This window comes from Actinoplanes nipponensis (genome assembly GCF_016862275.1).
GTDB lineage: Bacteria > Actinomycetota > Actinomycetes > Mycobacteriales > Micromonosporaceae > Actinoplanes > Actinoplanes nipponensis.
The window spans coordinates 1-21,559 of record NZ_BOMQ01000102.1; the positions used below are offsets into that span (position 1 = coordinate 1).

Consider the following 21,559-nt stretch of genomic DNA (forward strand, 5'->3'; position numbering starts at 1 on the left):
ATCCAACGCATCGTCAGTACGCCCCGCGATCGGCGTGCCGATCGGGACGTCCGTGCCGGCGCCGAGCCGGGTCAACAGGGTCGCCAAAGCCGCCTGCAACACCATGAACAGGCTGGCCCGGTGGTCGCGGGCCAGGGCGGTGAGCCGGTCGTGCAGCTCCGGCTCGACGGTGAACTCGACCCGGCCGCCGCGGTGCGACGGGCTCGCGGGCCGCACCCGGTCGGCGGGCAGCTCCAGCTCCTCCGGCACGCCGGCCAGGGCCCGCTGCCAGAACTCCAGCTGGCGGCCCAGCTCCGCCTCGCCCAGCACCTCGCGCTGCCACAGGCTGTAGTCCGCGTACTGCACCGGCAGCGGCGACCAGGACGGCGCTTCGCCGGCCACCCGGGCGGCGTACGCCGTGGCCAGGTCGCGGGCCAGCGGCGCCCGGGACCAGGCGTCACTGGCGATGTGATGGGTGAGCACCAGCAGCACGTGCTCCCGCGCGCCGAGGGCGAACAGCACGGCCCGTACCGGGATCTCCGCGGCCAGGTCGAAGCGGTGCCGCGCCGCCGCGGCCAGCTCGTCCCGCAGGGACGCCTCGTCGACCCGCACCACGGGCAGGGCCACCGCGGCGACCGGGAGCACGATCTGCACCGGTCCGGCGCCGTCCTCGGCGAAGACCGTGCGCAGGCTCTCGTGCCGCCGGACGACGTCGTCCAGGGCCGCGCGCATCGCCGTCGCGTCCAGCTCGCCGGTCAGCCGCAGGGCCACCGGCGAGTTGTACGCCGCGCTCGGGCCCTCGAACTGGTGCAGGAACCACAGCCGCTGCTGCGCGAACGACACCGGGACCCGCGCCGGGCGCGGCCGGACCGCGACCACCCGGGCCCGCACCCGGTCCGGGTCGGCAGCGTCCAGCGCGTCCGCGAGGCCGGCCACGGTCGGCGTCTCGAACAGCTGCCGCACGCCCACCTCGACGTCCAGCACCGAGCGCACCCGGCTGACCAGCCGGGTGGCCAGCAGCGAGTGCCCGCCCAGGGCGAAGAAGTCGTCGTCGATCCCGACGGTCCCGACCCCGAGCACCTCGGCGAACAACCCGCACAGCAGCTCCTCCCGCGGGTTGCGCGGGGCCCGCAGCGTGGCCTCCCCGTCGTACGCGGGCGCGGGCAGGGCGCGGCGGTCCAGCTTGCCGTTGGGAGTCAGCGGGAACGTGTCCAGGACGACGAACGCGGCCGGAACCATGTAGTCGGGCAGCTCCCGCGCCACGCGTTCGCGCAGGCCGGTCGCGTCGCCGCGGACGTAGGCGACCAGGCGCCGGTCGCCCGGCCGGTCCTCGCGGACCAGGACGGCGGCCTGGGCGACCGCGGGGTCGGCGGCCACCACGGCCTCGATCTCACCCAGCTCGATCCGGTAGCCGCGCAGCTTGACCTGGCCGTCCCCGCGGCCGACGAACTCCAGGTCGCCGGCGGCGTTCCAGCGGACCACGTCGCCGGTGCGGTACATCCGCGAGCCGGGCCCGTCGAACGGGTTCGCCACGAAGCGTTCCGCGGACAGCGCCGGACGCCGCCAGTAGCCGCGGGCCAGGCCGGTGCCCGCGATGTAGGCCTCGCCGGGCACGCCCGCCGGTACCGGCCGCAGCCCGGCGTCCAGCACGTAGACGCGGGTGTTCCAGAAGGGGCGCCCGACCGGCACCGGGCCGGCCGGGGCGGGATCGCCGGCCGCCAGCCGGTACTGGACGCTGTTCACGGTCGCCTCGGTGGCGCCGTACACGTTGAGCAGGTCGGCGCCGGGGTGCCGGGCGCGCCAGCGGTCGGCGGCCTCGCCCAGCAGCAGCTCGCCGCCCAGCATGAGCAGCTCGCTGGGCGAGACCTCGGCGGGCAGCGCGTCCAGCATCGCCAGCACGCTCGGGGTGCCCTTGAGGAACGTGGGCCGCGGACCGTCGGCGGCGGCCCGCTCGTCCAGGCCGGCCACCCGGACCAGGCCACCGGAGACCAGCGTGGTGTAAAGGGCGGTGACGGTGAGGTCGAACGAGATCGGTGAGTGCAGCAGCGAGGTGCCGGCCATCGCCGGGTACGCCTGCCGGGCCCACTGCAGGTAGGCGCCGAGCGAGCGGTGCTCGATGACCACGCCCTTGGGCCGCCCGGTCGAACCCGACGTGTAGATCACGTAGGCGGGGTGGCCGAGCCGCACCGGCGGCAGCGCCCCGGGGCCGGCCGGCGCCGCCGGGTCGAGCTCGTCGACCAGCAGCAGCGGCGCCGCCCCGGGCGGGAGCGCGCCGGCCGACGCCGCGGTGGTGACGATCAGCGCCGGCTCGGTGTCGGCGAGCATGAACGCGATCCGGTCGGCCGGGTAGCCGAGGTCGACCGGCAGGTACGCGGCCCCGGTCTTGAGCACGGCGAGCAGCACGACGACGAGCCGGGCGTCGCGGGGCAGGGCGATGCCGACGAACCGTTCCGGGCCGGCGCCGCGCTCGATCAGCGTCCACGCCAGCCGGGTGGACCGGGCGTCGAGCTCGGCGTAGGTCAGCACCTCCGGCCCGGCCTGCACGGCGGGCGCCTGCGGGGTCCGGGCGGCCTGCTCGCGGAACAGGTCGAGCACCGAGGCGGCGGGCACCTCGCGCGCGGTGTCGTTCCACTCCCGCAGCACCGTCTGCCGTTCGGCCGCGGTCAGCAGGTCGAGGCGCCCCACCGGGCGGTCGAGGCCGGCGGCGAACTGGTCCAGCACCCGGGCGACCCGCTCGACGACGCGCCGGGCGGCCGCCTCCGCGTACAGGTCGGGCCGGTAGCTCAGGCGCAGCTGCACGGTGTCGCGGGCCGCGGCGATGAGCAGCAGCGGGTAGTGGGTGGCCTCGCGGTTCGCGCCGGCCGCGACGGCGATGTCCAGGCCCAGCTCCCGGCCGGCGGCGGCGGCCGGGACGACCGGATAGTTCTGGAACACCATCGAGGTGTCGAACAGCTCGCCGAGCCCGCTCTGCCGGCGGATCTCGGCCAGGCCGAGGTGCTCGTGCGGGGTCCGGGCGGCCAGGCCCTCCTGCACGCGGGTGAGCAGGGCCGCCACCGACTCGGCCGGGTGCAGCCGGATCCGGGTCGGCACGGTGTTGATGAACAGGCCGACCATGGTCTCCACGCCGTCCAGCTCGGGCGGCCGGCCGGACACGGTGCTGCCGAAGACGACGTCGTCGCGGCCGGTGAGCTGGCCCAGCACGATGCCCCAGGCGGTCTGCACCATCGTGTTCAGGGTGACGCCGTGGGCCCGGCCGAGGGCGGTGAGCCGCTCGGTCCGCGGCGCCGACAGCAGCGTCTCGACCTCCGCGCCGGGCACGGCGGCGCGCGGCGCGCCCGGCGCGACCAGGGTCGGCTCCTCCAGCCCGGCGAGCGCGGCGGCCCACGCGGCGCGCGCGGCGTCGTCGTCGCGGGCGGCCAGCCAGCTCAGGTAGTCCCGGTAGGGCCGGACCCGCGGCAGCGCGCTGTCGTCGCCGCGGGCGCCGTACAGGGCGAGCAGCTCACCCATCAGCACCGGCAGCGACCAGCCGTCCAGCAGCAGGTGGTGGTTGGTCAGCACGAACCGGTGGCGGCCGGCGCCGAGATCGATCAGGGTGAAGCGCAGCAGCGGCGGGCGGGCCACGTCGAAACGCCGCAGCCGGTCGGCGGTCAGCACCTCGGCGACGGCCGCGTCCTGCTCGGCGCCGGTCAGCCCGGACAGGTCCACGTCGGTCCACGGCACCGGCGCGTCCCGCACGACCAGCTGGGCCCAGTCGCCGTTGCGGCGCTGGCGGAACGCGGCCCGCAGGTTGGGGTGCCGGTGCAGCAGGGCCTCGGCGGCCCGGCGCAGCACGCCCGCGTCCAGGCTGCCGCCGATGGTGAAGGACACCTGCACCACGTACGGGTCGAGGTCGTCGCCGTCGTAGACGCTGTGGAAGAGCAGGCCCTCCTGCAGCGGGGTGAGCGGCAGGATGTCCTCGATCTTGCGCTGGCTACGGCTCACAGCTCGTCCTCTTCCTCGGCGTCGAACTCGTTCTCGAAGGCGTCGATCTCGTCCTGGGTGACGGCCAGCGGCACGTCGGAGGGGGTGAGCCCGCCCGCGTCCGGGCCGTCGGCGTGCGCGACCAGCGCCTCCAGCGCCCGGAACCACAGCCCGGCCAGCTCGGCCACCTGGGCGTCGCCGAGCAGGGCCCCGGCCCACGTCCACATCGCGGTGAGGCTGGGGCCGTCCGGGGTCTCCTCGGTGCGGGCGTTCAGGTCCAGGGCGTGCGGCAGCGGCATGCCGTCCTCCTCGCCGGGCACCGCCTCGAGGCCGAAGACCGGCGTCCAGTCGGCCGACCCGGCCGCGGGCGCGGCGAAGCGGCCCAGGTAGTTGAAGCCCACCTGCGGCGCGGCCAGGCCCACGAAGCCGCGGGCGGTGTCCGGGTCGAGGTAGCGCGCCAGCCCGTATCCCAGGCCCCGGTCCGGGACGGCGCGCAACTGCTCCTTGACCCGCTTGAGGACCACGCCGGCGGCCGGGCCGCCGGCGAGGGCGTCGTCGACGTCGAACGCGCCGCCGTCCAGCCGGACCGGGAAGACCGTGGTGAACCAGCCGATCGTGCGGGTCAGGTCGGCCCCCTCGACCAGGTGCTCGGCGCGGCCGTGCCCCTCCAGGTCGAGCAGCAGCCCGGCGCCGGCGCGCCCGCGCCAGCGCGTCCAGGCCAGCACGAAGGCGGCCAGCAGCACGTCGTTGATCTCGGCGTGGAACAGCGCGGGCACCCGGGTCAGCACGGCCTCGGTGACGGCGGGGCTCAGGCGCCGGGTGAGCGCGCCCGCGGTGCCGTACGTGTCGACGGCCGGGTCCACCGGCCGCGGGCCCAGCGGCGGGTCGCCCCGCCGCAGGACGTCCTGCCACCAGCCGGCCTCACCGGCGCGCAGGGGGTCGGCGGCCGTCGCGTGCAGCCCCCGGGCCCAGCGCCGCAGCGACGTGCCGACCGGCTGCAGGACGGGCTCGGCGCCGGCCTCGGCGGCGCGGTAGGCCTCCATCAGGTCGGGCAGCAGCACCCGCCAGGAGACGCCGTCCATCACGATGTGGTGCACCAGCACCAGCAGCAGCCCGGCGGTGCCCGGCCCGCGGTCGAACCAGACCAGTTGCAGCTGCACGCCGCCGGCCGGGTCGAGGCGGGCGCGGGCGGCGTGGCCGTGCCGGCGGACGAGCGAGGTCAGCGCCGGCTCGTCCAGGCCGGTCGCGTCGACCCGCGACACCAGGGCGGCGGCGTCGACCGGGCCGGGCGGTGGCACCGTCAGCCGCCAGGACCCGCCGGTGTCCAGCCGGGCCCGCAGCGCATCGTGCCGGTCGACGACCGCTCGCACGGCGACGGTCAGCGGTTCGAGGGCCAGGGTGGCCGGCACCCGCAGCACGATCGACATGTTGAAGGTGCCGACGACCGCGGGCGAGGCGACCCGGTCGGCCAGCCAGCGCAGGATCGGCGTGGCCGGGACGTCGCCGTACGCGGCGCCCGGCTCCTCCGGCGGGACGGCGGCGAGCCGGCGGACGACCGGCGCGAGGGCCTCGACCGTGCGGTGCTCGAAGACCTCCCGCACCGACAACTCCAGACCCGCCCGACGCGCCCGGCTCACCAACTGGATCGACATGATGCTGTCGCCACCCAGATCGAAGAACCCCTCGTCCACCCCCACCTCGGAGACACCCAGCACCTCGGCGAACAAACCCGCCAACACCTTCTCCCGCTCATCCCGCGGACCCCGCCCATTACCGGCCCCGAACTCCGGCACCGGCAACGCCGCCCGGTCCAACTTGCCGTTGGCGGTCAGCGGCAGCCCGTCGACCAGCACCACGGCGGCCGGGACGAGATAGCCGGGCAGTTGCTCCTCCAGGTGGGCGCGCAGCCGGCGGCCGCCGTCGGGGCCGAGGTCGTGCCGCGGGTCGGGCACGGCGTACGCGATCAGCCGGGTCCCGCCCGGCCGGTCGTCGCGGGGCACGACCACCGCGGTCGTCACGGCCGGATGGGCGGCCAGCACCGCCTCCACCTCGCCCGGCTCCACCCGGAAGCCGCCGATCTTGACCTGGTGGTCGCCGCGGCCGAGGAACCGCAGCTGCCCGTCGCGGGTCCAGCGCACCAGGTCGCCGGTGCGGTAGAGGCGGTCACCGGGCGGGCCGAACGGCGAGGCGACGAACCGTTCCGCGGTGCGCGCCGGACGGTTCAGGTAGCCGCGGGCCAGCTGGGCGCCGCCCACGTAGAGCTCGCCCGGGGCGCCGATCGGGACCGGCCGCAGGCGCTCGTCCAGGACGTACACCGTGGCGTTCCACAGTGGACGTCCGATGGGTGCGGTGGCGGGCCAGGCGGCCGGGTCCGCGGGCAGCGTCGCGGTGGTCACCGCGTGGGTCTCGGCCGGTCCGTAGACGTTGTGCGCGCGGCGGCGGCCGTCGGCCGCGCAGAAGGCCCGCAACTCCTCGCCGAGCTGGAACGCCTCGCCGCCCTGGAACACGTCGGTCAGGGTGCGCAGCGCGCTGCCCCGGTCCACCGCGGCGGCCAGCACGGCGTCGATCACCAGCCGGGGCGCGAAGAGCTCGTTGACGGCGTACTCCTCGATCCACGCGGCCAGCTCGTAGGCGTCGCGCCGGACGTGCTCGGCCGGCAGCACCAGGGTCTTGCCGGCGACCAGCGCCTGCAGGATCTCCTGGACGGCGAAGTCGAACGAGACGGCCAGGAACTGCGCCACCCGGGTGCCGGGCACCCCGCGGTACGTGCCGGTGTGCCAGGCGAGCAGGTTGGTCAGCGCACCCATCGGCATGACCACGCCCTTGGGGGTGCCGGTCGAGCCCGAGGTGTAGACGACGTACGCGGGGTGGCGCGGGTCGAGCGGGCCGCGCCGGTCGGCGTCGGTGACAGCGGCGCCCGATGCGGCCGCCACGGCCCCGGCGGTCGCCGGGTCGTCCACGACCACCTGCGGCGTTCCCGGCCGCAGCCGGTCGCCGGTGCGCGCGTCGGTGACCACGGCGACCGCGCCGCAGTCGGCGACCACCGCGCGCAGCCGCTGGTCCGGCGCGGCGGGATCCAGGGTCAGGTACGCCGCCCCCGCCTTGAGCGCGGCGACCATGGCCACCACCATCCCGGGGGTACGCGGCAACGCGATCGCCACCACCGTCTCCGGGCCGGCGCCCCGCGCGATCAGGTGCCGGGCCAGCCGGTTGGCGGCGGCGTCGAGCTCGCCGTAGGTCAGCGCCGCCCCGTCCGCCAGCACGGCGAGCGCGCCGGGCCGCCGGGCCGCCTGCCGGGCCAGCCGGTCGGGCACCAGCTCGTAGGCCACCGGGTGCGGGGCCCGGTTCCAGTCCCGCAGCACCCGGTCGCGGTCGGCCCCGGTCAGCACCTCGATCCGGCCGACCGGGACGTCCGGGTCGGCGGCCACCGCCGCGCAGACCCGCAGCAGCGTGGCCAGCACGGCCTCGGCAGTGTCGCGGTCGTACAGGTCGGTGCTGTACTCCAGCGCCGCGGTGAGGCTCCGCGGGGCGCCGTCCGGGCCGTACGCCTCGTCGAAGAAGAACGACAGGTCGAACTTGGCCCGGCCGGTCTCCGGCGCCTCGGCCCGCACGGTGAGCCCGGGCAGGCGCAGGGCGGCCAGCGCCTCGGTGTTGTCGTCGAAGCCCAGCAACACCTGGAAGAGCGGGTGCCGGGCCAGCGACCGGGCCGGGCTGAGCACGTCGACGAGCCGTTCGAAGGGGACGTCCTGGTGGGCGTACGCGCCCAGGTTGGTGTCGCGGACCCGGGCCACCAGCTCGCGGAAGGTCGGGTCGCCGCGCAGATCGTTGCGCAGCACCAGCGTGTTGACGAAGAAGCCGACCAGGTCCTCCACCGCGGCGTCGGTGCGCCCGGCGATCGGCATGCCGATCGGCACGTCGGCGCCCGCGCCGAGCCGGCTCAGCGTGGCGGCGAGCGCGGCCTGCACGACCATCACCAGGCTGGACCGGGTGTCGCGGGCCAGCTGCCGCAGCGCGCGGTGCAGCTCGGCGGGCACCTCCCGGCGCACCCGGTCCCCGCGGTACGACTGCCGCGGCGGGCGCGGCCGGTCGGTGGGCAGGGTCAGCTCCTCGGGCAACCCGGCGAGCGTCTCCCGCCAGTAGCGCAGCTGGCGGCCGAACTCGCTGTCCGGCTCCTCCTCGGCGCCGAGCATCGTGCGCTGCCACAGGGTGTAGTCCGCGTACTGCACGGGCAGCGGACTCCACCCCGGCGCCGCCCCGGCCGCCCGGGCCGCGTACGCGGTGGCCAGGTCGCGGGCGAGCGGGCCCAGCGACCGGCCGTCGCCGGCGATGTGGTGGATGACGACGAGCAGCACGTGCTCGTCCGGGCCGGCGAACAGGGTGGCCCGTACCGGCAGGTCGCGCCCGAGGTCGAAGGGCTCGGCGGCGGCGGCGCGGAGGGTCCCGTCGTCCGCGACGGCCGGCAACGCGCGGACGGTCAGCGGCACCCGGGCCCGCTCCGGGGGCAGCACCACCTGGTACGACCCGGAGTCGTCCTGGGCGAAGACGGTGCGCAGGCTCTCGTGCCGCAGCACCAGGTCGCCCAGGGCCGCCGTCAGCGCGTCCCGGTCGAGGCGGCCGGTGAGCCGCAGCGCCACCGGGATGTTGTAGGTGGCGCTCGGGCCCTCGAGGTGGTGCAGGAACCACAGGCGCTGCTGGGCGTACGACAGCGGCAGCCGGGCCGGCCGGACCGCCGGGACGACCGGGGGCCGGCCGCCGGCCGCGCCGCGCAGGTGCGGGAGCAGCCCGGCGACGGAGGGGTGGGCGAACAGCGTGCGGATCGAGACCTCCACGCCCAGCTCGCCGCGGATCCGGCTGAGCAGCCGCACGGCCGACAGCGAGTGCCCGCCGCGGGCGAAGAAGTCGTCGTCGACGCCGACGGCGTCCACGTCCAGGGTCTCGGCGAACAACGTGCACAGGATCTGCTCCTGCGGGGTGCGCGGGCCCCGGGACCGCACCACGGCCGCCGCCCCGGCCCCGGCGACGCCCGGGCCGCGGCGCTGCCCCACGGCGGGCGCCTCCAGCGCGGAGATCGGCCGGGTGGGATCCGCGGCGACGGCGGCGAGCACGGCGGCGAACGCGTCCGCCAGGGCCCGGGCGGTGGCCGCGTCGAAGAGGCCGGCGGCGGCGTCCAGGTCGAGCCGCACGCCCGCGGGCCGGCCGTCGGGCCCGAACCTCTCGGTGAGCTCCAGGTTGAGGTCGAACATGGCGTCGCCGCCGGGCACCGGCAGCAGGCCGACCGTCACCCCGGGTAGGTCGGCGACCTCGGCCACCACGGCGGCCGGGTCGGCGTTGTGCAGCGTCAGGCAGACCTGGAACAGCGGGTGCCGGGCCAGCGAGCGCGGCGGGTTGAGCTCCTCGACCAGCCGCTCGAACGGGACGTCCTGGTGGGCGTACGCGGCCAGGCTGGTCTCGCGCACCCGGGCGAGCAGCTCGCCGAACGCCGGGTCGCCGGCCGTGTCGGCCCGGATGACCAGCGTGTTGGCGAAGAAGCCGACCAGCTCCTCGACCGCGGCGTCGGTGCGGCCGGCGATCGGCGTGCCGAGCGGGATGTCCTCGCCCGCGCCGAGCCGGGTGAGCAGGGCGGCCAGCGCGGCCTGCACGACCATGAACAGGCTGGCGCCGTGGCCGCGGGCGAGCGCGTGCAGCCCCTCGTGCAACGCGGCCGGCAGGTCGACGCCCGCCCGTTCGGCGTGGCGGGCCATGTCGTCGCGGCGGTCCCGGTCGGCCGGCAGGGCCAGCTCGGCGGGCAGCCCGGACAGCTGCCGCCGCCAGTAGCCGAGCTGCCGGGACGCCTCGCCGGCCGGGTCCCGGTCGGCGCCGAGGAACTCCTGCTGCCAGAGGGCGTAGTCGGCGTACTGCACGGGCAGGGCCGGCCAGTCCGGCTCGGCGCCGCGCAGCCGGGCCCGGTAGGCGGCGGCGAGGTCGCGGGCCAGCGGCCGCATCGACCAGCCGTCGCCGGCGATGTGGTGCAGCACGAGCAGCAGCACGTGGTCCTGCGGGCCGAGCCCGAACAGCCGCGCCCGGATCGGCGGCTCGGCCGTCAGGTCGAACGGCCGGGCGGCCTCCGCGGCCAGCCGGGCGGGCAGCTCCGCCTCCTCGATGACGGCCACCGGCAGCGCCGGGCGGGCCCGCTCCGGCGGCAGGATCACCTGGTGGAAGCCGTCGTCGTCCGCGGCGAACACGGTCCGCAGGCTCTCGTGCCGGGCCACCAGGTCGGCCAGCGCGGCGGCCAGCGCGGCCGGCTCCAGCGGCCCGGTGAGCCGCAGCGCGCCCGGCGCGTGGTAGGCGGTGCTGTCCCGCTCCAGGATGTCGAGGAAGCGCAGCCGCTGCTGGGCCGAGGACAGCGGCAGCCGGTCGGGCCGGGGCCGTGCGGTGATCGGGGACCGCCCGGTCCCGGCCCCGTCCAGGGCCGCGGCGAGGGCGGCGACGGTGGGGGCGGCGAAGATCCGGCCGAGGCTCAGCTCGGCGCCGAACACCGACCGGACCCGGCTGACCAGCCGGGTGGCGAGCAGGGAATGCCCGCCCAGGGCGAAGAAGTCGTCGTCGGCGCCGACCCGGGCCACGCCCAGGATCTCGGCGAACAACCCGGCCAGGATCTCCTCGCGCGGCGAGGCGGGCGCCCGGCCGGCGGCGGCGGGCCGCGGGGGCACGGGCAGCGCCCGGCGGTCCAGCTTGCCGTTGGGCGTCCAGGGCAGCTCGTCCAGCTCGACGATCGCCGACGGCACCATGTACGCGGGCAGCCGCTCGGCCAGGTAGCCGGTCAGCGCCGCCGGGTCCACCGTCCCGTGCGCCGCCACGACGTAGGCGACGAGCCGCTGGTCGCCCGGCCGGTCCTCGCGGACGACCACGGCGCAGCGGGCCACCGGGCCGGCCCCGGCCAGCACCGCCTCGATCTCGCCGGGCTCGACCCGGTGGCCGCGGATCTTCACCTGGTCGTCGACGCGGCCCAGGTATTCCAGGTTGCCGTCGCGCCGCCACCGGGCCAGGTCGCCGGAGCGGTACATCCGGGCGCCGGGGCCCGCGTACGGGTCCGCGACGAACCGCTGCCCGGTCAGGGCGGGACGGTGGAGGTAGCCGCGGGCCAGCCCGGTGCCGCCGATGTAGAGCTCCCCGGTGGCGCCGGCCGGCACCGGCCGCAGCGCCGGGTCCAGCACGTACAGCCGGTTGCCGGGCAGCGGCCGGCCGATCGGCACCGCGCCGGCCGGGGTCCGGTCGCCCGGGGCGAGCAGGTAGTCGGCGCAGTTGACGGTGGTCTCGGTGGGGCCGTAGTCGTTGAAGACCGCGGCCTGCGGGTGCCGCGCGCGCCACGGAGCGAGCGCCTCGCCGAGCAGCTGCTCGCCGCCCAGCACCAGCGCGCCGGTCGGTGACGCGGCGTCCCCCGGGCCCTCCAGCAGGGCCAGGTGGCTCGGCGTGGCCTTGACGAAGGTGGGCGGCGGGCCCGCCGCCGGGCCGTCGCCGGGCAGGTCGGCGACGCGTACGCGGCCGCCGGCGACCAGCGGGGTGAACAGCGCGGTGACGGTCAGGTCGAAGGAGATCGAGGAATGCAGCAGGGCGGTGCCGGCGGCCTGCGGGTACCGGTCCCGGCAGGTGGTCAGGAACTCGCCGAGCGCGCGGTGGTCGATCAGCACGCCCTTGGGCCGGCCGGTCGACCCCGAGGTGTAGATGACGTACGCCGGGTGCTGCGGGAGCAGCGGCGCGGACCGCTCGGCGTCGGTCACCGGCGTCGCGGGCCGGCCGGCGGAGTCGGCGAGCACGGCCGGGTCGTCGATGACCAGCACCGGCTCGGCGTCGGCGAGCACGGCGGCGACCCGGTCCGGCGGGTACGACGGGTCGAGCGGCAGGTAGCCGGCGCCCGCTTTGAGCACCCCGAGCAGCACCACCATCAGCTCGGCCGAGCGGGGCAGCCGGACCCCGACCAGCCGCTCGGGTCCGGCGCCGCGGGCGATCAGGTGGCGCGCGAGGCGGTTGGCCTGCCGGTCCAGTTCGGCGTAGGTCAGGGTGGTGCCGGCGTGCTCGACGGCGACGGCGTCGGGGGTGCGGGCGACCTGCTCGGCGAACAGGCCGGGCAGGTCGCGGCCGGGGTGCAGGGGCGCGGTCTCGTTCCAGGCGTGCAGGATGCGGTCGCGTTCGGCGGGGTCGAGCAGGTCGACGGCGCCGATCCGGGTCGCCGGGTCGTGCCCGAGCGCCGTCAGCAGCCGGATCAGCCGGTCCTGGTGCTCCGCGACGGCCACCGCGTCGTAGCGGGCCGGGTCGGCGTCGAGTTCGAGGCGGACGCCCGTGGCCGGCGTACCGTAGAAGTTGATCTTGAGGTCCTGGACCGGGCCGGTCGCGAGCGGGTGCGGCACCGCGGTGACCGGGCCCAGGGCCAGGTCGCCGCCGAAGCCCATCACGTTGACCGTGGGCCCCCAGAACGCGCGCTCGCCGGACAGGCCCAGCTCCTGGAACAGCTGCTCGCCGCGGAAGCGCTGATGGCGCAGCACGTCGGCCAGCCGGCGGCCGGCCTGCCGGGCCAGCTCGGCGAAGGTGGCCCGGGAGCTCACCGAGAGCCGGATCGGCAGCACGTTGACCAGGGCCCCGGGCGTGCTCAGCGAGGCCCGGCCGCGGCGGCCGGCCAGCGGCAGCGCGAAGACGATCTCCTCGCGCCCGGTCATCCGGTGGTAGTAGGCGGCCACCGCGGCGATCACGGCGGCCGGCCAGGTGCTGCCCACCGCCTCGGCCGCCGCCGCGAACCGGGCGGCGCACCCCGGCGGCAGCGGGCGGATCCGGCGCAGCTGGGTCGGCCCGGCGGCGCCGGCCCGGCCGGCCAGCCCGACCGGCTCCGGCCGGTCGGCGAAGGCGCCGAGCCAGTAGTCCCGGTCGGCGGCGAACCGGCGGGACGCGGGGTCCACCGCGGCGTCGGCGTGCGCCTCGTCCAGCGTCGCGAAGACCCGCTCCGGCGGGGTCCGGCCGGCGGCCAGGGCGGCGTAGACCTGCGCCACCCGGGCGGCGTAGACGGACTGGCCGAAGCCGTCCAGCACGGCGTGGTGGTAGCCGTGGAACCACAGCCGGCGGTCCGCGCCGAGCAGCAGCACGGCCTGGCGGCTCAGCGGGGCCCGGCCCAGGGGCCGGACCTCGGCCATCGCGGCCCCCATCCAGCGCCGGGCGGCCGCCTCCGGGTCGGGCTCCGCGCGCAGGTCGACGACCTCCAGCGGCTCGGGGTCGGCCGGCCCGACGAGCTGCCACAGCTGGTCGTCGATCGTCTCGAAGCGCGACCGCAGCGCCTCGGTCTCGGCCAGCGTGTGCCGGACCGCGCGGTCGAGCAGCCCGGGATCGGCCGCGCCGATCTCGTAGTAGCAGCCGCAGTTGTACAGAGGACTGTCCGGCAGCACCTGCTGCGCGACCCAGATGCCCAGCTGGGCGGCGGAGACGGGACGACGATCCACGCGAACGTCGGTCATGGTGGCGGGGTCCTCTCGCGGTCGGGCGGTGACGCTCAGGCGGAACGCAGCTCGGCCACCAGGGCCGCGCTGAGGGCGTCGATCGTCGGGTGGTCCCAGATCAGGGTCGGATCGAGCGAGACGTCCAGGTGGTCCTCGAGCTCCGCGGCGATCGACAACGCGTAGACGGAGTCCAGGCCGTACGTGGTCAGCGGCACGTCGGTGGCGATGCCGGCGGGCGCGCGGCCGAGGTGGTCGGCGACGCAGTCGACGAGCCAGGCGCGCAGGCTCTCCGGCGTGGGGACGGCGGTGAGGTCGGACATGAGGACTCCTCCGGGTGGGCGGGTCAGCCGGGCCGGTCCGGCAACGGCCGGCGGCTCAGGTCGAACGAGCGGTTGTCGCGGTAGCGGTCGATCAGGTCGTCGACCAGCCCGGCGGCGGGCGCCGGCGGGGTCCGCCAGCCGCCGCGGGCCCGGTGCAGGGCGGGCGCCTCGGCCCCGGGCAGCAGGTCCCGGACCGCCGCGGCCGGCACCGGCGGCATGGTGGACAGCGCGAGCAGGTGCTCCTGGGCCTCGCGGAACAGGACCGCGAAGGCCGCCGGCTCACCGACCCGGATGTAGAACCGGGAGCCGAGCAGCACCGACAGCGTGTCCATCGCCGCGCGCAGGGCCCGCGGTACGAACCCGTGGGCCACCCGCTCGTGATCCGGCGCCAGCAGCCGGTCGCAGAGCAGCAGGTCGGCCAGGACGCCGGCCAGGGCCGCGCGCAGGTACGGGATCTCGAAGGCCGGCCGGTCGTAGAGCCGGCGGGCGCGCAGATGCCGGACGGCGATGCGCAGGCCGCTGTCCACGGCGCCGACCGCCGCGCCGATCCACTCCCCGTCGGCCACGTCCGGATGCGCCGCCCGGGCCGCCCGCGGCGAACGCCGGTACAGCGCCCGCAGGTCGGCCCCGGTGCCCGCGCCGGCCGGCAGGGGCACCGTGCCGCCCGCCTCGGCGGCCGCGCACACCGCCCGGAAGCCGTACGGGTTGCCGGCGTCGTACGGGTCGCCGAGCCGCTGTTCCAGCCCGCCGGTCATCGGGTCCCCATCGCGTCGAGCGCCCGCACCAGCAGGGCCCGCAGCCGGGGCGCGTCCACCGGCCGGCGCAGCCACAGCTGGACGCCGGCCGCGGCGGCGAAGCACAGCTCGTACCGCTCGGCCAGCTCGAACGCGGCCGGCGGCACGGCGTGCGGGCGCAGGTCGAACGCCGCCATCTCGGCGTGCACCTCGCCGGTGGCCGCGACCAGCCGGTCGACCAGCCCGGCCAGCTCGGCCGGCCCGGTGGCCCGCACCCGCCGGGCCGCGTCGGGCAGCGCCGCCAGCACCGAGTTGCCCCCGGCCACCAGGGACAGCGCGGCCGGCCGGAACGCGCTCGGCGGGGCGTCCGGATCGGTCACCTCGGCCAGCCCGGCGTCGTCGCGGGCGCCCTTGCGCCAGGCCCGGGCCAGGCGCCGGAACTGGTCGATCAGGGCGTTGCGGTTGACCAGGCTGGACCCGTCGAAGATGCCGACGATCCGGGCGTCGCGTTCGAGCCGGCCGAACGCGCCGTGCCGGAAGCCGGGCCCGAGCAGGCCGTACGGGCCCAGCACGTCGGTCAGCCGGGCGATCAGGTCGTCGACCTGGGCCGGCACGAACGCCTTGGCCACGGCGGACAGCACGCTCAGCTCGCGCGGCAGGCCGTTGATGGCCCGGACCGCCACGGTGGCGGCGGCCTCGGCCAGGTCCAGCGCCGCGGCGGCGTCGGCGAGCACCCGGCGGACCTCGGGCCGGTCGGCCAGCGGGCGGCCGGCCACCACGGTCTCGGCGGCGAAGGCGGTCGCCAGCTCGAGCGCGTGGTCGCCGGCCCCGAGCGACATCGCCACGCAGGCGGTCCGGGTCAGGTGCAGCGCCTTGAGGATGATCTCGATGCCGTGCCCGACCGGCCCGATCACCGCGTCGGCGCCGACGTGCGCCCCGCGCAGGACGATGCCGCTGATGTCGGCGCCGCGCACGCCGTAGGTGGGGACCTTGGGCGCCGGGGTCAGCGCGCCGGGCGCCAGCCGGGCCTTGTCGAGCAGGAAGAGCGTGAAGCCGCGCGGGCCGCCGCCGGGGTCGGTGCGGGCCAGCACGGTGACGAGCTCGGCCCGGGTGGCGTTGTTGATCAGCCACTTCTCGCCGTCGAGGGTCCAGCCACCGGCCCGCGGCCGGGCCGTGAGCTCCCCGCCGAGCAGGTCGCTGCCGTGCGCGCGTTCGGTGAGGGCGCAGGACACCACGGCGCCCGCGGCAATCCGCGCGCCGAGCCGGGCCGCGGCGGCCGGGTCGCCGGCGATCCAGGTCGCGACCGCGCCGAGGTAGGTCTTGCCGTGCGCCACCGCGACCGTCAGGTCCCGGCGCGCGACCGCCCGCAGCAGGGCGGCGACCGCGCCGAAGCCGTGCAGCCGGCCGCCGTGCTCGACCGGCACGTAGTGGGCGGGCAGGCCGAACGCGTCCAGGGCGGCGCAGGCGTCGGCCGGGAACCGCTCGGCCCGGTCGAGGGCGGCCAGGGTCGCCGGATCGAACGCGGGGCTGCGGTCCAGCAGCGCGCCGAGCCGGGCGAGCGGGTCGGCCACGGTCGCCGTCATCGGGCCGCGCCCAGCGCCGCGGTGGCGACCAGCCGGTCGTCCACCTCGCCGCCGACCGGCTCCAGCGCGCCGGTCTCGAACAGCTCCCGCATCGCCGAGCGCTGGATCTTGCCGCTGGTGGTACGGGCCACCGCGCCGGGGCGCAGCAGCAGCACCGCAGCGCTCGGCACGCCGAACTCCCGGGCCACCGTGAGCCGCATGGCCCCGGCAAGGGTACGCAGCCGGTCCGGATCGGAGATCCCGCGCACCTCGTGGGTGACCACGAGGACCTCCTCGCCGCCGCCCGCCCCGTCGCGCGATCGCACGGCGAAGCAGGCGCCGACGCGCCCGGCCAGCTCGGGGTGGTGCGCCCGCAGCTCGTGCTCGATGTCCTGCGGGTAGTAGTTGCGGCCGCGCAGCACCAGCATGTCCTTGCGGCGGCCGGTGACGTAGAGCTGGCCCTCGTACAGGGTGCCCAGGTCGCCGGTCCGCAGGTACCCGGCGTCGCCGATGCTGGTGACCGCGCCGAAGCCCGCGGTGTTCGCGGCGCGCCCCCAGTAGCCGCGGCCGATCGACGGGCCGCGCAGCCAGATCTCGCCGACGGCGCCGTCCGGCAACGGGTCGCCGCTGCCGGGGTCGACGATGCGCACCTCGACGCCGGCCGGCGCGCCGCAGGCCACCACGTCGCGGCCCGGCCCGCCGTCCGGGGCCGGCTCGAACCGGTGCCGGGCCAGCCGGTCGGTGTCGACGCGGCGGACGACGAACGGGGTGGCCGGGTCGCCGGAGACGAACAGCGTCGCCTCGGCCATGCCGAAGCTCGGGGTCAGCACCTCGGGCCGCAGCCCGGCGGCGGCGAAGCGCTGCCGGAACCGGGTGAGCACGGCGGCCCGGACCGGCTCGGAGCCGTTGATGGCGACCCGCCAGCGGGACAGGTCGAGCGTGGCCAGCTCGGCGTCGGTGACCTTGGCGACGCACAGGTCGTAGGCGAAGTCGGGGGCGGCGGTGATCTCGACGCCGTACCGGTCGATCATCCGCAGCCAGCTCAGCGGGCGCTTCAGGAACGAGACGGGGCTGCTCAGCACCGTCGTCGCCCCGGCCAGCAGCGGCGGCAGCAGCAGGCCCATCAGGCCCATGTCGTGGAAGTGCGGCAGCCACCCGCCGATCACGGTGCCGGGCCGGATCCCGGTCACCGCGATGATCGTGGCGGCGTTGCTCAGGATGTTGCCGTGGTCGATGACCACGCCCTTGGGGTTGCCGGTGGAGCCGGAGGTGTACTGCAGGACGGCGACCGTGTCCCGGCTCAGCGGCGGCGGCTGCCAGTCACCCGGGTCGGCCTCCGGGTCGGGGGTCAGCACCGCGATGTCGGGCAGTCCCTGCTCGGCGGCCCACTCGACGACCTCCGCGCGGGTGGCCCGGTCGGTCAGCACGGCCGTCACGTCGGCGTCGGCCGCGATCAGCCGGACCCGGCGCCGCTGATGGGCGTAGCGGCCGGGCAGCGGCGACGGCACCGCGATCAGACCGGCGTGCAGGCAGCCGAGCAGCGCGATCAGGAAGTCCGGGCCGGCCGGGTGCAGCAGCAGCATCCGGTCGCCGGGAGCGGCGTGCGCGGACAGCTGCGCGGCCACGGCCCGGGCCCGGCGGTCCAGCTCGGCGTGGCTGAGCCAGGCGACGCCGCCGGCCTCGTCGAGGTCGGTGACAAAGGCGTGGGCGGCGCGGTCGGGCGTATTCTCCGCGTGCCGGCGCAGCACCGCCGGAATGCTTTCGGCCGAGCCCAGCTCCACCATTTCCCCGCTCCCCGTTCATCGATGGGCGCCGCCACGCCGAAGATCGGTGACGGCGGCTGCAGTCACTTCTACCGGGGCGGGCCGAGCACGGGGAAGCCTCTGACAGCAAACTGCCTGCGGCGGACCGGAGCGCCGCCAAGGGCGGGGCGAATCGCCCACATCGGTCGGTCTTCCCGCGGTGAGGCGACCGGTTGCGGCCACCGCAGGGGCCGCCGGGCGCGCTCCGGACACAGTAGAGTCGGGCCGAAACCAATTGATCCCCGGCTTATCGCCGCACAATTTCGGGTCGCTCATGAATATCACGCAAAGCCCGGCCGGGCCGTCCATTCTGGTCACCGGGACATCGTCCGACTCACACACCTGGAATCTCGTCTATCTGCAATTGCTGCTGGAGGAGGCGGGCTGCCGGGTGACCAATCTCGGCGCCTGCGTGCCACCCGTCCTGGTGGCCGCCGAGTGCCTCGCCCGCGACCCCGACCTGGTCGTGGTGAGCAGCGTCAACGGCCACGGCGGGGCCGACGGCCTCCGGCTCATCGAGGTGCTGCGGGCCCAGCCCGACCTGGCCGGCACCCCCGTGGTGATCGGCGGCAAGCTGGCCACCGACGGGCTGCGCAACGTCGGCCTGGTCCGCCGGTTGCGGGCGGCCGGCTACGACGCCGTGTTCGACAACGGCGACCTCGCCCGGTTCCGCACGCTGATCTCACGGCTGAGCGCCCGAGTCGCGTCGTGACCGCCGCGGCGCCCCTCGGCGAGTTCGTCGCCCGCGCGCAGGCCGGCGGCGCCCTGGTCGTGCAGCCGCGGATGGGCTTCAGCGACCCGGCGACGATGCGCGCCGGGCTGGCGGCGACGAAGGCCGCCGCGGCGACCACGGTGGGCACCATCACCCTGGACAGCTACACCCGGGTCGGCGACGACGAGGCGGTGGCCCGGGCGCTGCGCGAGCGGACCCCGCTCAACGGCTACCCGATCGTGGCGCTGCCCCGGTCCACCTCGCAGGCCGTGCTCGACGGCCTGCGGGACGCCACGTTCCCGGTTCAGGTGCGGCACGGATCGGCGACGCCGGACCGCATCTTCGCCGCGCTCATCGAGCTCGGCCTGGACGCCACCGAGGGCGGGCCGGTGTCGTACTGCCTGCCGTACAGCCGGACGCCGCTGCGGGAGGCCGTCGCGAGCTGGCGGCGCAGTTGCCGGCTGCTGGCCGCCACCGCCGGGCGCGGGGCGGCGCCGCACCTGGAGTCGTTCGGCGGCTGCATGCTGGGCCAGCTCTGCCCGCCCGGCCTGCTCGTGGCCATCACCCTGCTGGAGGCGCTGTTCTTCGTCCAGCACGGGCTGCGCAGCATCTCGCTCAGCTACGCCCAGCAGCAGAATCCCGAGCAGGACCGGCAGGCCCTCGCGGCGTTGCGCCGCCTCGCCGGTGAGCTGCTGCCCGGCGTCGAGTGGCACATCGTGCTCTACGCGTACATGGGCGTCTACCCGCGCACCCAGGGCGGGGCGATGCGCCTGCTCGGGGCGGCCGCCGAGCTGGCGGTCGGCGCCGGCGCGGCCCGGCTCATCGTCAAGACCGCCGCCGAGGCGCACCGCATCCCGACCATCGCCGACAACGTCGAGGCCCTGGAGCTGGCGGCCGGCCGCGCGGCCCGGGCGGCCCGCCGCGACGACCGGGGGCCCGGCGACGAGCCCGACGACGAGGTCTACCTGGAGGCCCGGGCGCTGGTCGAGGCGGTCGCCGGCCTGGACCCGGACGTCGGGCGCGCGTTGCTCACGGCGTTCGGCCGGGGCCTGCTCGACGTCCCGTTCTGCCTGCACCCGGACAACGCCGGCCGGACCCGCAGCTACGTCGACGACCGGGGCTGGCTGCGCTGGTCCGACACCGGCGCGATGCCGATCCCGGCCGCGCGGCCGGGCCGCCCGACCGGCCGGCTGACCGCCGCCGGCCTGCTCGCCGCGCTCTCCGGGGTGCAGCGCCGGTACGACGAAGGAGCCCGATGACCGCCCAGGCCGAGATCGCCCCGCCGCTGACCGAGACCTTCCCCGCCCGCTGGACCGGCGCGGCGCCGCACACCCAGCTGCTCGTCCTCACCGCGCGCTCGGTCCGGGCCCAGCTGGCCAACCCGCGCGCCCTGGTGCTCAACCTGCTCCAGCCCGTCTTCATGCTGCTGCTGCTCAGCCAGGTCTTCGGGGTCATCGTGGACCGCGCCCACCTGCCGCAGAACCTGCCCTACATCGACTTCCTGCTGCCCGCGCTGCTGGTGACCACCGGCATCGGCCCGGCGGTCGCCGCCGGCCTCGGCCTGGTCCGTGAGATGGAGAACGGCCTGGCCGGCCGGCTGCGCACGCTGCCGGTGAACGCCGCGACCCTGCTGTTCGCGCGCAGCCTCAGCGACCTGCTGCGCACCGCGGTCCAGCTGGTCATCCTGGTGCTCTGCGCGGTGCTGTTCCTCGGCGCCGACCCGCGCGGCGGCCCGGCCGGCCTGCTCGCCGCCCTGCTGCTGACCTGCTTCGTGATCTGGGCGCTGACCTGGATCTTCCTGGCCCTGGCGGCCTGGCTGCGCAACGCCGAGGCGTTGCAGAGCGCGGGTTTCCTGGTCACCTTCCCGCTGATGTTCGCCTCCAGCGCGTTCGTGCCCCGGGAACGGCTGCCGGGCTGGCTGCAGGCGCTGGCCACGGTCAACCCGTTGACGTACGCCATGGACGCGGCCCGCGGCCTGGCCCTGGATCTGCCCGTCGGCAACCGGATCTGGCTGGCTCTCGGCACGAGCCTGCTGGTCGCGGTGGCCGGCGCGACCGTCGCGGTGCGCGGCTTCCGGCGCCCGCTGAGCTGAGGAGGAACCAGCGATGACCACACTGGCAGCGAGCGGGGAACCGGGCTGGCTGGCCGCGCACCGGGACGAGATCCGGTCCCGGGCGGCCACCGAGGGCTGGGTTCGGATCCGCGGCCTGCCGATCGCCGGCCGGGCCGACGCGGCCGCCGCGATCCGGGCGCTGACCGACGAGCCGCTGACCGAACGGGAGGGGTTCGCCCCGCGCACCGCCCACGGCGACGGCGTGCACTCCTCCAGCGAATGGCCGCCGGACCAGCCGATGTGCATGCACCACGAGCTGAGCTACCGCGCCGAGGTGCCCCGGCAGCTGGTGCTGGCCTGCGTCACCGCACCGGCCGACGGCGGCGCCACGGCGCTCGCGGACGCCCGCGCGGTCCTCGCCGACCTGCCGGCTGAGCTGGTGCGGCGCTGCGCCGAAACCGGCTGGCGGCTGCTGCGCAGCTACACCGGGGTGGTCGGGATCGGCTGGCCGGACGCGTTCGGCACCACCGACCGGGCGGCGGCCGAGGCGTACTGCGCCACGCACGGCATCGAGGCGAGCTGGGACGCCGACGGCACCCTGCGCACCACCCAGCGCCGCCCGGCCGTGGTCCGGCACCCGGTGACCGGGCAGGCGTGCTGGTTCAACCAGCTGGCGTTCCTCAACGAGTGGACGATGGACCCGGACGTGCGCGACTTCCTGGTCGGCCAGTTCGGCCCCGCGGGCCTGCCGTTCACGACGGCCTACGGCGACGGCAGCCCGCTCGACCGGGACACCGTCGACCACATCAACGAGGTCTACGACAAGCACACCGTGCGCGAGCCGTGGCAGCGCGGCGACGTGCTGGTGCTCGACAACATCCTGACCGCGCACAGCCGGGAGCCGTACCGCGGCAGCCGCGAGATCCTGGTCGGGATGGGCGAGCCGGTCCGCGTCGAGCCCGTCTGAGGCGGCGCCTCC

At 76.6% G+C, this 21,559-nt stretch carries 10 protein-coding genes; 4 read left to right on the forward strand and 6 right to left on the reverse strand.

The window, feature by feature from the left end; genetic code table 11:
* The 6 genes from Ani05nite_RS39700 to Ani05nite_RS39725 form a co-directional block, all read right to left on the reverse strand.
* The coding region (locus tag Ani05nite_RS39700) for a non-ribosomal peptide synthetase (protein ID WP_203777193.1) at positions 1-3,960 on the reverse strand (3,960 nt) is incomplete at its 3' end.
* A complete protein-coding gene (locus tag Ani05nite_RS39705) occupies positions 3,957-13,415 on the reverse strand; it encodes a non-ribosomal peptide synthetase (protein WP_203777196.1) in 9,459 nt (3,152 codons plus the stop codon). The genes Ani05nite_RS39705 and Ani05nite_RS39700, both read right to left, overlap by 4 nt.
* Positions 13,416-13,450: 35 nt before the next feature.
* On the reverse strand, positions 13,451-13,717 hold the full coding sequence (locus Ani05nite_RS39710; RefSeq protein ID WP_203777198.1) for an acyl carrier protein: 267 nt from the start codon (positions 13,715-13,717) through the stop codon (positions 13,451-13,453).
* A 23-nt stretch (positions 13,718-13,740) separates the two neighbouring features.
* The gene (locus tag Ani05nite_RS39715; protein WP_203777200.1) at positions 13,741-14,472 is read right to left on the reverse strand and encodes a hypothetical protein; all 732 of its coding nucleotides are present in this window, start codon (positions 14,470-14,472) and stop codon (positions 13,741-13,743) included.
* Positions 14,469-16,034, reverse strand: a complete 1,566-nt coding sequence (locus Ani05nite_RS39720) for an acyl-CoA dehydrogenase family protein (protein ID WP_203777202.1) — start codon at positions 16,032-16,034, stop codon at positions 14,469-14,471. The genes Ani05nite_RS39715 and Ani05nite_RS39720 overlap by 4 nt, the downstream gene beginning before the upstream one ends.
* Entirely contained in the window at positions 16,031-17,797 is a 1,767-nt protein-coding gene (locus Ani05nite_RS39725) for a fatty acyl-AMP ligase (protein WP_203777204.1), read from the reverse strand. The genes Ani05nite_RS39720 and Ani05nite_RS39725 overlap by 4 nt, the downstream gene beginning before the upstream one ends.
* 292 nt (positions 17,798-18,089) lie before the next feature.
* Between Ani05nite_RS39725 and Ani05nite_RS39730 the strand changes: the two genes are divergently transcribed.
* Genes Ani05nite_RS39730 through Ani05nite_RS39745 form a run of 4 tightly spaced genes read left to right on the forward strand, consistent with a single transcriptional unit; the run spans position 18,090 to position 21,547 of the window.
* Complete coding sequence (locus Ani05nite_RS39730) at positions 18,090-18,527, forward strand: cobalamin B12-binding domain-containing protein (protein WP_203777206.1); 438 nt, start codon at positions 18,090-18,092, stop codon at positions 18,525-18,527.
* A complete protein-coding gene (locus tag Ani05nite_RS39735) occupies positions 18,524-19,786 on the forward strand; it encodes a methylaspartate mutase (protein ID WP_203777208.1) in 1,263 nt (420 codons plus the stop codon). The genes Ani05nite_RS39730 and Ani05nite_RS39735 overlap by 4 nt, the downstream gene beginning before the upstream one ends.
* Positions 19,783-20,619 carry an ABC transporter permease gene (locus Ani05nite_RS39740; RefSeq protein WP_203777210.1) on the forward strand — a complete coding sequence of 279 codons (837 nt, stop codon included), beginning with the start codon at positions 19,783-19,785 and terminating at the stop codon, positions 20,617-20,619. The genes Ani05nite_RS39735 and Ani05nite_RS39740 overlap by 4 nt, the downstream gene beginning before the upstream one ends.
* Before the next feature lie 13 nt (positions 20,620-20,632).
* Positions 20,633-21,547 carry a TauD/TfdA family dioxygenase gene (locus Ani05nite_RS39745; RefSeq protein WP_203777212.1) on the forward strand — a complete coding sequence of 305 codons (915 nt, stop codon included), beginning with the start codon at positions 20,633-20,635 and terminating at the stop codon, positions 21,545-21,547.
* Positions 21,548-21,559 lie beyond the last annotated feature (12 nt).